We start from the raw sequence: 12,448 nt of genomic DNA on the forward strand, positions 1-12,448 counted from the left end.
CGGGATCAAAACGCAGGTGAAGGGCACTCCGAAACCTTGGTATTGTTGTCCCTGTCGCCGCGCGGAACACCTCCGGCAAGGCGGCGGACACCTCGTCCGGGTGGCGGAATGGCAGACGCGCTAGCTTGAGGTGCTAGTGCCCTTTATCGGGCGTGGGGGTTCAAGTCCCCCCTCGGACACAACCCGGGACGTTCACGAGATCGTCCCGAAGGGTTCACGAATTACCGGTCGAGTCATGTGACTCACCGGTATTTCGTCGTTTCTGGGGCCTTCAGGCCTCGTGATCGACTCGGTGAGAGGGTGAGGCGGTGGCGGTCCAGGTACTGCGCCCCTCACCTGCGGAAACAGGACATGCCTGCGCGACGGCTGGTAGCCGTGGCGCATGCATGTGGGGTTTTCAGGGGGCGGAGCGCGGCGGAGGTGCGTCACTCACGTGGCGGAGGACCTGCTCGGTCGTAAGCGGTCGCGCCAGGGACGGGTCCGAAGGCTCACGGGGTTGGGTTACGGCGCTCTGCGTGCCGGCTTTGCGGGGCTGGATGCCCTGGTCGCGGAGGAACCGTCGGATGGCTCTGAGGTTCGCCACGAAGATGATGACTGCATTGAGCAGGGTCTGCGCGACGCGTCCGTGCGGCAGGCGGAGCTGGGGATTGTCGATGCTGTCGAGGGCGGACTTCTAGAGGTTGCCGTTGCCGCCCTCGTTCTGGCTGCGCAATCCGGACCAGGCGGCACCGGGCAGCGGAGTTCAAGAAGTTCCTGACCAGGATCGACAAGGAGGTGCCCGCACACCTTCAGATCCATCTGATCTGCTTCAACTACGGCACCCACAAGACGCCCGCGATCAAGACGTGGCTCGGAGTGCAGGCGCGCGGACGTCTTCACGACCGGTGAAGTCGATCGCCTGATGCGCGCGGCAAACCGGATTCGCAAGCTGGGCGACGGCGTCATGGTCGACAGCCACACGACAGACGTGGCGATTGAGATTGCCCGCAACAAGGACGGCTCGGTGGTCGTGTTCCCTGCGCTGTCCGCGTAGGCGTAGGCGCGCTCGCACTCACGGGGTGCGGGGTGCGGGTTGCCCGAAACCTCGAACGCGATGGTGGCCCTACGGCCCCGCAGTCGACGTAACTGAGGGTGATGCTGGCCTTTTGCGATCGGCCTAGCTTGGTCCAAGGGGCAATCGGGCATGAGACTCTCCAGGTCATGCTGCCTGTGCGATCTGTGAGACGCAGAGAGTGCCTGCATGGAAGCTGCGTGGACGAGCCACCTCAGGGGCACAGCGCATCCCGTCAAAACAATTGCGTGTGCATATTCTCGGGAGATGACCTTGTGACTCGCGGGAACCTCGACATCAATGAGCCCTGTTGCGGCTGGTCAAAGGATCTCGTGAACGTCCCACAACCGGCACGGGACGTACGCGAGATCGTCCCGAAGTGTTCACGAACTACCGGTTGAGTCATGTTTCTCGCCGATATTTCCCAGTTTCTGGGGACCTTCGGGGGTCGTGATCGGCTCGGTGAGGGGGTGGGTCGGTGGCGGTCCAGGTACTGCGCCTCTCACCTGCGGAAACAGGACATGCCTGCGCGACGGCTGGTAGCTGCGGCGCAGGCATGTGTGGTTTTCCGGGGGCGGTGGGCGGCGCCTGCAGGAGACCGCCACCACGATCGCCAGGGCAGAGTGACAACGGGGGGCCGAGTTGTCGAGACTTTCAGGGCTCCGAGGTGACCCGCCCGTCCGGCATCCACCGATGACCGTCCCAGCCGGGCGGCGGACGTGTATGCGGCCCTCGCCCCGTCCCTGCCGGACCCCGATCCGGCCCCAGCGATCGCAGGGTGCTGCCGGAGGATCCTCGGCAGCCGTTCCTCGTGCCTCATGGACCGGTCATGCCGCGCCGACCGAAGCGGACCGCAGCACGTCTCAGAGGCCGGTCACGCCGCGACCGGCGGCCGAGCCCGGATCAGTTCCTCTCGTCGCTGAGCACGTTCAGCGCGGAGCGCAGCATCTGCCGGGTGGTCCGGTAGCTCAACGACAGCTTCGACGACCGGCCGCGGATGTCCCGGAAGATGCCCGTCTCCGGTCTCCGAGGAACTGCTCCAGCGCGAGCCGCGTGTCCTCGTCGGCCGGCGCGCACGTCGTCGTGAGGTACTGCGTTGAACCGCGGCGGAGCTGCGCGGCGGCCAGGGTGGGCTTCACGAGGACCTTTCGGACAGGACGGCTGACGGGACCGCCGCGCGCACCCCGCCGTGACAGGCGGCGAGGGCATCGTGACGATCAGCGTCAAAAATAACGCCCACCTCAGACATCGGTACCCACCTGGTCGAATCCCGGACGCCGGACGCGCGGCACGGACGGGACGCGGGTGCCTTGTGACGCCCATGGCCGAAGGCGCCGTGCCTCCCGGTCGACGGCCCTTCCACGGGCCCGCCGCGGGCGCCGACTCCGGAAGAGCGCGAGGTTACGATCACCGTGCTCACGCGGTTTGCCAAGCCGAAGTCACGGGGGCGGAGGTAGGAAGCATGGATACAGGTGGAGCAGGCGCGAGCCAAGAGGGCGGCGTCTATCTGAGGGTGTCGAGCCAGGACCTCACCAAACTGGCCGACGACCTCGACGACATGCAGGATCACCTGGACAAGCAGGTGAAGCGGATGGACGCGATCGTCGATCGCATCGAAGCGGGTTGGCGAGGACCGGCGGCGACGGCGTACCGCGGGTTCCACCGGGCAGCGGCCGAGGACGCCGTGCGCATCCGTGAAGTGATCCGGCACATCGAGCAGGCCGTGCGCCTCAGCCGGGACGGGTTCACGGAGCGGGAACTGGAAGTGGTGGCCCAACTGCGCAGCATCCAGGTGGACATCGACAGCGAGGTCGACAAGCTGTCGACCCCGAACCTGGAGACGACCGCTCCCGCCCACCCGCGCAGCAGCCTCGACTCGTTCTGATCCCGACGCCCCTGAAGAGGCTCCCTGCCGGACCGCGACGACACCTGTGAAACGGGGAACCATGACAACCGGAAGCGCGGACGACGGGCACATCGCCGTCTCTTTCGCCACCCTCCGCGAGCTCGCCGCCGAGCTGGAGGACATTCTCAAGAAGCTCAACGACGGTCTGGACGAACTCCGCGATCGGGTCGTGCCGGTCGTCCTGTCCTGGGAGGGAGAGGCCCGCGAGGTCTTCGTCGACAAACTCGACGAGTGGGACCGCTCGGCCCAGGACCTCCAGGCGGCCCAGAAGTGGCTGCAGGAGTGCGCGACCACGAGCCACGGCAACTATATGGCAGCACACCAGGCCGTGCTGCGCGGCTGGGGGGCCGGCTGATGGGGACCCCACCGCCGAGCCAGAACGGCACCATCGACGTCAAGCCGGCCGACCTCCACCGCGTCTCCGCAGGTGTGGCGAGCCAGCAGACGGTGATGGACAAGGGCGCCAAAACCCTGCTCGACGGGCTGAACAAGTACCCGGACGCCGGTGGTTACGGCACCTCGCCCCAGGCTTTCGCGACGTCGTACGTCAAGGTGGGCAACCGCTTTCTCGAGGTATGGGCCAAGAGCGTCGTCAGTATCGGGGGAACGGCGATCGGCTTTACCTCGACGGCCAACACCTATGCGAAAGCCGAGGCGGCCAACGACCCCACCGGGAAGGCGAAACCGGTCGTCCAGCCGTTGCCGAAGGTCATCGAGAAGCCGCCCGTCTACGGCTCCGTGCCCGATCTGAAGTGGGGTGACGACGACGGCGGCGACGACTTCGTCCGCAGGATCCTCGAATGGGTGCCCGACCCAGTCCGGGATGTGCTGAGGCCCGTGGTGAAGCACGCCTTCCGGATGGGCAAGGTCGCCGAGGTCTATCCGTTTCCCCAGCAGCACTATCTGAACTCGCTGTCGAAGGCGTGGATGGCTACGACCACCTCGCTCTCCATGGCGGAGAGCGGGCTGACCGGGAACGTCAGCAGCGTCACGCAGCAGAGCAACAGCGAGTGGCACGACGCGATGCGTCATTTCTGCAGTTCGCTGTGGGGCACGACATCGTGGGGCAAGAGTCGTGAGGGCTACGAGTGGAAACACGACAGCTCCTCCGCGCAGACCGCCACCCACCCCGTGTTGAGCGTGCTGTTCGACACGGCTCAGAAAGTCAGCGACCTCCTCTACGAATTCGCCGAGGCAGCCGTCTACCTCAACCGCGAGGTGTGGGACGTCTACATCGAGGCCGTGCGCGACGCGATTCCCAAGGTGGAGGTCGACCTCAAGGACGGCGTCGGCATGGACGACGTCAAGGGTTTCCTAAAAGGCGTGGCCAAGGGGGTCGCCAAGGGCGCGAGCCAGTTGGGCCAGGGCATCGTCCTGAACATGGACACCGCCAAGCTGAACGCTATCGTCACCGAGTACAACCGACGGGTCGACGCGCTCGTTCCGAAACTCGACGCGCTCATGGGCCCTTTGGACGAGGCACACCGGAGCGCCCCGAAGTTCGAGGCTCAGGAGGCACGTGCGCAAGGCTTCGGCATGCGGGCCCTGGAGGAGTTCAAGGACTCGCAGATCTGGCTGAAGATCGACTCGGCGGGCACGTACGACCTCGACCTCGCTGCCAACGAGTACCTGGAGCACGGTCACACCCTGGACAGGCACGTCGGCAAGACGGACGAGCAACTCGCGCAGCGCCTGCGGGACCAGCAGTCGAATCCGACACCGACCCAGGCCTGGCCGTACGGTAAACCGTATCCCAAAGCCGCCTCGGCCTTCCCGGACTACCAGCGGGCGGAGGAGCTGACCGAGTACAACCTCAACCAGAACAAGGCTGTCATCGAGGCGTGGATCAAGGGCCCGCCGCCGCCGGAAGAGGGAAAGGTCAAGGACTTCCACTCAACCGCGCCGAACGGCGAGACCAGCGGCCGCAGCGTGTTCAAGCAGCCGGTGGACTCGAACGACCCGCTGTCCGGGTACAAACAGGGCGGCATGAACGCCAAGGCGTACGACGTGCACGGCATCGACACGCGGATCCGCTACGACAGCAGTCGCACCCCGCCGTTCACCGTCATGACGTCGATGCCCGCCAAATCCTGGTAGGGCAAGCCCTACCAGCGCCCCGCCGAGAAAGGCCGGCACCACATGCCCATTGACCAGACCTCCTGGGAAGCCGCAGTACGCCACCTGTTCGAGGACGCGTACCCGTACGACGCCACGGGCCCGCGGCGCCACGAGAACTGGGTTCTCGACGTCATCGCCTTGATGGCCCGAGCCGTCCCGGACCCCCGGGGCTGGAGCGGTCTCGACGACGCGGCACAGAGCCCGGAGCACGACGGGTCTTCCACGTTTCCGTTCGCCGTCCACCCCCCGGAGTACATCGCGCGACGTCTTCGCGAGATCGACCGTGCCAGCGCCGAGAACCTGCTCCTGGCCCTCACGGACGATTGTTGTACCCTGGCCAACCTGAAGCGTTTCACGGAGAGCGAGAAGGAACTGCGGGCGATGGCACGCACGATCCTCGCGCGTTACGGAGACGCGGCCACCTACCACACCAACGTCAGCAGGCCCGGCCCTGCGCCCGGCGCACTCGACTTCACGACGTCGCACTGGGGATACGACCCGCTGAGCGACGTCTACTCGGAGGACTGCGGCCTGATCGTCGTCTCTGACACCGAGGTGGGCATGTTCTGGAACTTCTCCGACTACTGACCCGTCGGGGCGCGGCCCTTGACCACGTTGTTCGAGAGGATCTTCCCGTGCTGACCCGTTCCGCCTCCTACCCCGACCGGGAGACCGCCCACTGGGCCACCCAGCAGGTGGTGACCGCCAACGAGCAGGTCATCCACCGCTGGCTCGCCCAGGGCACCCGGGCCCGCCTGACCATCGAGGCCGCCTGGCCCTCCCGCGAGGAGCCCGTGGGCCGGGTTCAGCTGCAGGGCGACCTGCTGGCCGGGCGGGGACCCGTCGACGTCCGCGCGGCGCGCGTGGTGCTGCGCCGCGAGCCGTCGAGCCCGCACGGCTTCGTCGTCCGCACGACCGTCCCGATCTACCTGTAGGGGCTGCCGCACATGTCCATGAAGCCCCTCGAACACGACCGCCGGTACGGCGAGCTGGACCAGGTGATGCGTGCCTACCTGGGGCAGCCTGCCGACGACACCCCGGAGCGGCGCAGCCGTGCGCTGGACGCGTACCTCCGTCACACCTGGCACACCCGCCCCTGGGCCGTCGCGGAGGCCGAGCGCCAGCTGCGCGAGTACAGCCGCAACCCGCCGGGTCGTATCCGGCTCGGGCTGGGCGAGTTCTACGCGATCCCGGACACCGGGACGCCGCAGTCCGAGATAGGTGAATGGCTGATGGTGCTGGCCGACCATCTGAAGAAGAGCATCGAGGAAGGCGACGTCCCGGAGCCGTCGTCTCCGCAGACTCACTGGGAGTGGCACGCGCGCTTCCCTGAGACGGCGCAACTGCTCGGCGGCTGGTTCTCGCAGGACATCGTCGAGGAGTTCCCCGATCACGACGCCGCCGTCGCCGACTACGCCGTCACCACTGACCCCCACGTGGTCGCACGCCTCGTGGGTGAACTCCACGAACTGCTCGCCCTCCCTCTGGACGAGGGGGACTACGCCTTGGCGGCCGCCGAACTCGGTATGGAGGTCGGGCCGCCCGAGCCGTTCTCCCACGGCGCCTGGTTCCGGTCGGTGGCGGCGGCGCTGTCCGGCGGCTGATGCGGCCCCGGACCGCCCCGCACCGGGGGGACCGGAGGCCAGGTGGGCGGTCAGCGGCCTCCGCCATTCGTCCGTTCGGTGCGTCGCTCTCGTCGGTGCGGGACCCGTGGTCAAGGGCTCGACGGCGGTTCGGCGGCGCGGGGCGGCGGGTGGTGCCTGCCGGAGGGTGCCGGACCGCTCGCTCGACGCGGTGCTCACCACGCCCACACGGTCTTGCCGGGGCCGGAACGACGGTCGGTGACACCACTTGCGGCTCACGGGAACCTCGACATCAATGGGCTCTGTTGTGCCTGGTCAAGGGAACTCGTGAACGTCCCAGGGGACGATCTCGCGCACGTCCCGCGCTGGTTGACAACTCATCGAAACGGTGGCCGGGACCTCCCGGCCACCGTTTCGTGCGTCCACGCCCCCTGGCCGCGGCGGAGCGTGCGGAACGTCCCCCCGGCCGTGCCGGCCAGGGGGACGCGGGGCGAGAGGACGCCTTCGCTACGGCGCCGGTGCCGGCAGCACGACGAGCGCGTCGCCGGCCGGGCGCTCGCCGGCGGCGTCGCTGGGGACGCCCTGCAGCGCGCCGCGCACGACCATCGCCGTGGAGCCGCCGCCGTCCAGGTTGAGCGCGTCCACCGCGCCCAGGCCGCGCATGACCGCGGCGGTCTCGGTGATCGACAGTCCGGCGCTGCGGCCGGGGGCGCGGCCGTCGACGGTGAGCAGGACGACCCGCCCGTCCTGGGTGACCCCGGCGGCGGTGCGCGGATTGCGACGCAGGTACCAGCCGTTGTAGAGGGCGGCGCGGTCCGCGCCCTCGATGTCCTCGGGGCTCCAGCCGTCCCGGACCGGGTCGAGGACCGTGGCACCGTCGCGCAGCAGCAGCGGGCCGCCGTTGACGACGGACGTCTCCGCGGTGACCGGCAGCGCCGTCCTCCGGTCGGCGTCCACCACCGTGCTGCGCACCGTCAGCCGGGCGCCGGTACGGGCGTGGGCGCGCAGCCACTGGGCTCCCGTCCCGGTGCCCTGCAACAGGGTGCCGCGCGCGGGCACGGTCCCGCCCCGGCTGCCGCGCACGGCGGTCACCCGTCCGTCGGCGTCGAGGGTGGCCTGGTAGCCGGGGCCCCGCGGCGCGGCGGTGCCGAAGCGCGCGGTGAGGGCGACGAGTTCGTCGGCGTTGCCACAGGTGTAGTCGTGCGCCGGACGGGAGAAGGGGGTGGCGTCGCCGACGCCGCCGCAGTTGGTGATCAGGCCGGGCTGCCGGTTCAGGCCGGTCACCTCGCGGGTGGCGCCGTCCGCGGCGCGGACCGTGATCCTGGTCCCCAGCCGGCGTACCGAGGTGCCCCGCCCGCCCTCGCCGCGCACGACGAGGGCGGGCCGCCCGTTGACGGCCTCCGAGACGAGGACGCCGTCGACCACGGAGATGCCGGCGGGGTCGCCGTCGGTGCCCGCCACCCAGTTGCCGGGGGCCGTGTGCGGGCCGCCGATGACGAAGTAGCCGCCGTTGACCGCAGCGAGGGCGCCGGTGCGGCGCGCCATCGCGCTGGTGGTCTCGCGGCCCGGCACGATGCCGTCGGCCAGCTCGGACCGCAGCCGGCCGCGGAACCGGGCGGGGTCCAGCACGAGCACGTCCAGGGACCAGGGGCCGGTGGTGGGGTGCCCGTCCTCGCCGGTGTGCTGGACCGTGCCGCCGGGCAGGCCGCGGGCCGCCAGTTCCTTCGCGGCCTGCTCGGCGGCCGCCTCGCCGGCGTACCGGCCCACCCGCACCATCCAGCCGAGCGGCCGGTCGAGCGGGCCCCGGGGGTCCGGCCCGGCGGTGCGGTCCCGCCGCGGCTCGTATCCGGCGGCGCGGACCCTGCTCTCCAGCCCGGCGGCCTCCGCCTCGTTCGTGGCCAGGCCGACCGTGACGGTCCAGAAGTCGTCCGGCGACGCCTCGCCGCGCTCGATGGCGATGTGGGTCAGGCCCGGGGCGATCTCCCGGGAGGTGCGGGTCTCCGCCAGGGCGGCGGGACCCAGCGGCAGCTCCCCGGCGGTCACCACACCGGTCCGCTGCGCGGCCGGCCGGCTCTCCGCACTCCCCACCACCGTGGCGGCGACCACGCAGGCGGCCGTCGCCCCGCCGAACAACCAGCGTCGTGCCGTGCGGAACTGCATGGTCGTGCCCTTTCGGGGAGGGAGGGTCGGCTGCGACCGTGCACGCCGCGCATGTCGCGAAGCCGACGGCCCACCCGACGTGTGGTGGCGAGAGGACGGCCGTATCGGCGCGACGGCGCCGCGCGCACGTGCGCGGGCTGGTTCCCCCGGCCCTCTGGCACGTGACCGTCGGCGCGGCGCTGGTCGTCGACCATGATCGGCTGCGCCGACATCATGCCATACGGGAGCCGGGGAGCCGGCACCGGAACGGGGCGGAAACCGCCTCCCACCAGGCACTGTCTCGAAGGTCACACCGGTGGCCCGGCCTCCGGGCCGATCCGCGCCAGGACCGGCAGGTGATCGCTTCCGGTGCCGGGGAGGGTCCGTACGTCCAGCACCGCCGCCCCGCGCGCCAGCACCTGGTCGATCCGGGCGAGGGGGAGGGCGGCGGGCCAGCTGAACGCGAAGTCCTCGTCCGCGGTGTCCAGCCGTGACGTCACGGGCGCCAGGCCGCGGTCCCGCGTGGTGCCGTTGAGGTCGCCCGCCAGGATCACCGTGGCCGACCTGTCGGCGGCGAGCGCCTCGCCGAGCAGGCGCGCGCTCTCGTCGCGCCACCGGGTGTCGAACCCGCCGGCCGGCCTGATCCGGACCGACGGCAGATGTGCCACGTACACGGCGATGTCGCGCCCGGGGGCGACCCTTACGGTCGCCCGGAGCCCGCGGTCCCAGTCGCCCGTCACCGCCTCGGGCCTGATGTCCGCGCGGTCGGTTCCCGTCAGCGGGTGGCGGGACCAGAGCCCGACCGTCCCGACGACCGCGTGGTGCGGGTAGCGGCTCCGGAACGCGTCCTCGTAGGCCGCGAGGGCCGGTTCCGTCAGCTCCTCCAGGGCCAGCAGGTCGGGGTCGGCGGCCATGAGGGTGCGCGCCGTGGCGGCGGGGTCCTCGTTCTCGTCGCTCACGTTGTGCTGCACCACGGTCAGGTCGTACGGCCCGGCGGCCCGGGGCGGCGGGGACGGGCCGAAGGCGGCGATCCAGACCATCGCCGCCGCCAGTGCCGCCGGCACCGCGGTCGCCGAACGGCGCAGCACGGCCAGCGCGAGCAGCGGCGGCACCGGCACCCCGAGCCACGGCAGGAAGGTCTCGACCAGGCTGCCCAGCCCCAGGGCGCCGGGCACCCGCGAGGGGAACAGCAGCAGCCCGGCGACCAGCAGGGACAGCGCCGCGGTGGGGCGCCCGCGACGCCACGCCGTCCGCCCGCCCCGGTCCGGCGGCCGCCGGTTCTGCCGGCGCAGACGCTCACGCAGCCACCGCGCGGCCCGGCCTCCCCGGTGCGGGGGACCGGCCTCCCGCACCGGCACGTCGGCCCCTTCGATGGCCACCCTCCGTCCGCCGTACGTCCCGCCGGCCCACCCCTGTGATCACCGGACGCGGGGGAGACGATACGCGGCCGCGTCCCCCGGGGCTCCGCGCGGACCGGACGCCGCCGGACCGCCCCGGGGAAAGGGGGCTCAGTGGCGCGGGAAGTACGGCTTCGGCAACCGCATGCCGCGGTCGGCCATGATCTCGCGGACCCGGTCCGGGTAGTTCGTGATGACGCCGTCGACGCCCAGGTCCATCAGCGCCTCCACCGTGGCGGGGTCGTCGCAGGTCCACGGGACGACCTTCAGGCCCCGGGCGTGCGCCGCGGTGATCATCGCGCGGTCGGGGTAGAGGCGGAAGCCGGGGTCGCCGACCGTGCCGTTCTGCGGGAAGCCGTAGTTGGGGGAGAGGGCCTTGACGCCGGGGACGGTCGCGGCGGCCCGCACGAAGTCGCCGTCGTAGTCGTCGGCGTCGATGCCGCCCAGCCACGGGGAGGCGCCGTCCTCGCCGACCTGGAGGAAGTCGTAGTTGGTCAGCGCCACCAGCGGCCACTTCGGAGCCAGCTCGTGCATCGCCCTGAGCGCGCCCCAGTCGAAGGACTGGACGGTGACCTGGCGCTCCAGGCCGGAGGCGCGGATCTCCTCGAACACCCGGCGCACGAACAGCTCACGCGGCGCGGTCTGCTCGGGTGCCCCCGCCTCGACCTTCGTCTCGACGTTGAGCGTGACCTGCTTGGCCCGGTAGCGCTCGACCAGGTCCAGCACGTCCCGGAGCTCTGCCATCCGGGCGCCGTCGACCTGCTCCTGCCCGGGGTGGCCGGGCAGCTGCTGATAGCCGCAGTTCATGGTCTTGATCTGAGCCAGCGTCAGATCCTTGACGTATTTGCCGACGTACGGGTACATGGGGTCGCCCGGCACGAGCGGCGCGGTGTCCCGGCACTTCTGCGCGCTGACCTGCCGGTCGTGCGTGACCACCACCTTGCGGTCCTTGGTGACCTGGGTGTCCAGCTCCAGCGTGGACACCCCCAGCCGCAGCGCCTTGCCGAACCCTTCCAGGGTGCTCTCGGTCGTCATGCCGAGGCCGCCGCGGTGGGCTTGCAAGTCGAACCGGGCCGGCAGGGTGGACGGTTCGAACCGGGCCGGCAGGGTGGACGGTTCGGACCGCGCCGTCAGGGGGGACGCGCCGGGGCCGTCCGTCGTCGCGTGGGCGGTTGTCGGAACGGCGAGCACCGGCACCAGGGCCAGGCCGGCGAGGATCTGACGTACGGACATCGCAACCTCACTCGTCGGGGTCGGGGCGACCCCAGGACGCTAGTGCGGCGCCGGGCGCCGGCGAAGACCTGCGTGTGATGCGGCTGTGAACGCTCGGCGAACCCGAAGCCCGTCCGACCGGAAAATGGCAGGCCGGCCGCCCGGCGGACGCGGCATGATGACGGTCCGCCGCCCACGCGTGCCACGGGGCGGGCGCGGGCCCGAACACCGGGGGGTTTTCCGTGACCGTGCCCAACATCCTGCTGTCCGGCGTCGTCGGCTCCACCGCGTACGGCCTCGCCCGCGCGGGCTCCGACGTGGACCGGCTCGGCCTGTTCGCCGCTCCCACCGAGGACCTGCACGGCCTGCACGGCCCGAAGGAGTCCCACGTCACCACCGGCCCCGACCGCACCCTGCACGAGGCGGCGAAGTGGTGCCGCCTCGCCCTCGGCGGCAACCCGACCGTCATGGAACTGGTCTGGCTGCCCGAGGAGCTGTACGAGGTGCGGACCCCCCTCGGGGACGAGCTGATCGGCATCCGGTCGTCCTTCCTCAGCGCCCGCCGGGTCCGCGACGCCTACCTCGGCTACGCCACGCAGCAGTTCCGCAGGCTCGCCGGCCGCGGCGACGGCTCGTTCTCCGCGGACGTGCGCGGCCGCACCGCCAAGCACGCCCGTCACCTCAAACGGCTGTGCACGCAGGGCTACGAGCTGTACGCCACGGGGCGGCTGACGGTCCGGGTCGACGACCCCGACGGCTACCACGCCTTCGGCGAGCGGGTCGCCGCCGACCCCTCGGCCGCGCTGCCGCTGCTGCGCCGCTTCGAGGCCGCCTTCGACGCCACCCCCGGGGTGCTGCCCGAACGGCCCGACGAGCGGGCGGCCGAGGCCTGGCTGCGGCGGGTCCGCCGGCGGCACTACGCACCGGACGCGGCGCCCGCCTGACACGGCGCCGCACCCGGCCCCCGCTCCACCTCGTACGGGAACCGCCCGGCGCCCGGCCGTCCCGGCCCGGCGCCCGGCCGTCCCGGCCCGGCGCCCGG

The 12,448-nt window shown here is 71.1% G+C and carries 12 protein-coding genes, 1 tRNA gene and 1 pseudogene; 11 read left to right on the forward strand and 3 right to left on the reverse strand.

Annotation, left to right across the window (positions count from 1 at the left end; translation table 11 throughout):
• Positions 1-94: 94 nt before the first annotated feature.
• The 10 genes and pseudogenes from ACFF45_RS28990 to ACFF45_RS29035 all read left to right on the forward strand — a co-directional run bounded on the left by ACFF45_RS28990 (position 95) and on the right by ACFF45_RS29035 (position 6,679).
• A tRNA-Leu gene (locus tag ACFF45_RS28990) sits at positions 95-179 on the forward strand.
• Between the two features lie 254 nt (positions 180-433).
• Positions 434-757, forward strand: coding sequence for a hypothetical protein (locus tag ACFF45_RS28995; RefSeq protein WP_381349620.1), 324 nt, complete (start codon positions 434-436; stop codon positions 755-757).
• Positions 721-879 (forward strand): annotated as a pseudogene (locus ACFF45_RS29000) (IS630 family transposase); the annotation flags it as partial. The gene ACFF45_RS28995 and the pseudogene ACFF45_RS29000, both read left to right, overlap by 37 nt.
• A 22-nt stretch (positions 880-901) precedes the next feature.
• Complete coding sequence (locus ACFF45_RS29005) at positions 902-1,033, forward strand: hypothetical protein (RefSeq protein ID WP_381349621.1); 132 nt, start codon at positions 902-904, stop codon at positions 1,031-1,033.
• Positions 1,034-2,513: 1,480 nt separating this feature from the next.
• Entirely contained in the window at positions 2,514-2,936 is a 423-nt protein-coding gene (locus tag ACFF45_RS29010) for a WXG100 family type VII secretion target (RefSeq protein WP_381349622.1), read from the forward strand.
• 61 nt (positions 2,937-2,997) lie between these two features.
• The gene (locus tag ACFF45_RS29015; RefSeq protein WP_381349623.1) at positions 2,998-3,312 is read left to right on the forward strand and encodes a WXG100 family type VII secretion target; all 315 of its coding nucleotides are present in this window, start codon (positions 2,998-3,000) and stop codon (positions 3,310-3,312) included.
• Positions 3,312-5,054 (forward strand): RNase A-like domain-containing protein, encoded by a 1,743-nt coding sequence (locus ACFF45_RS29020; RefSeq protein WP_381349624.1) that lies wholly within the window; start codon positions 3,312-3,314, stop codon positions 5,052-5,054. Before ACFF45_RS29015 ends, ACFF45_RS29020 begins: the two co-directional genes overlap by 1 nt.
• 42 nt (positions 5,055-5,096) lie before the next feature.
• Positions 5,097-5,663 (forward strand): hypothetical protein, encoded by a 567-nt coding sequence (locus tag ACFF45_RS29025; RefSeq protein ID WP_381349625.1) that lies wholly within the window; start codon positions 5,097-5,099, stop codon positions 5,661-5,663.
• 47 nt (positions 5,664-5,710) lie between these two features.
• On the forward strand, positions 5,711-6,010 hold the full coding sequence (locus tag ACFF45_RS29030; protein ID WP_381349626.1) for an RNase A-like domain-containing protein: 300 nt from the start codon (positions 5,711-5,713) through the stop codon (positions 6,008-6,010).
• Positions 6,011-6,022: 12 nt separating this feature from the next.
• Entirely contained in the window at positions 6,023-6,679 is a 657-nt protein-coding gene (locus ACFF45_RS29035; protein ID WP_381349627.1) for a contact-dependent growth inhibition system immunity protein, read from the forward strand.
• 486 nt (positions 6,680-7,165) lie between these two features.
• Here the strand turns inward: ACFF45_RS29035 and ACFF45_RS29040 are convergent, their stop codons facing one another.
• The 3 genes from ACFF45_RS29040 to ACFF45_RS29050 all read right to left on the reverse strand — a co-directional run bounded on the left by ACFF45_RS29040 (position 7,166) and on the right by ACFF45_RS29050 (position 11,427).
• Complete coding sequence (locus ACFF45_RS29040; RefSeq protein ID WP_381349628.1) at positions 7,166-8,818, reverse strand: phosphodiester glycosidase family protein; 1,653 nt, start codon at positions 8,816-8,818, stop codon at positions 7,166-7,168.
• Between the two features lie 287 nt (positions 8,819-9,105).
• On the reverse strand, positions 9,106-10,176 hold the full coding sequence (locus ACFF45_RS29045; protein ID WP_381349629.1) for an endonuclease/exonuclease/phosphatase family protein: 1,071 nt from the start codon (positions 10,174-10,176) through the stop codon (positions 9,106-9,108).
• Positions 10,177-10,305: 129 nt separating this feature from the next.
• Positions 10,306-11,427: a glycerophosphodiester phosphodiesterase family protein gene (locus ACFF45_RS29050; protein WP_381349630.1), complete on the reverse strand. Its 1,122-nt coding sequence runs from the start codon at positions 11,425-11,427 to the stop codon at positions 10,306-10,308.
• A gap of 221 nt (positions 11,428-11,648) precedes the next feature.
• Between ACFF45_RS29050 and ACFF45_RS29055 the strand changes: the two genes are divergently transcribed.
• Complete coding sequence (locus tag ACFF45_RS29055) at positions 11,649-12,350, forward strand: nucleotidyltransferase domain-containing protein (RefSeq protein ID WP_381349631.1); 702 nt, start codon at positions 11,649-11,651, stop codon at positions 12,348-12,350.
• Positions 12,351-12,448 lie beyond the last annotated feature (98 nt).

The organism is Streptomyces cinereospinus (assembly GCF_042430725.1).
Lineage (GTDB): Bacteria > Actinomycetota > Actinomycetes > Streptomycetales > Streptomycetaceae > Streptomyces > Streptomyces cinereospinus.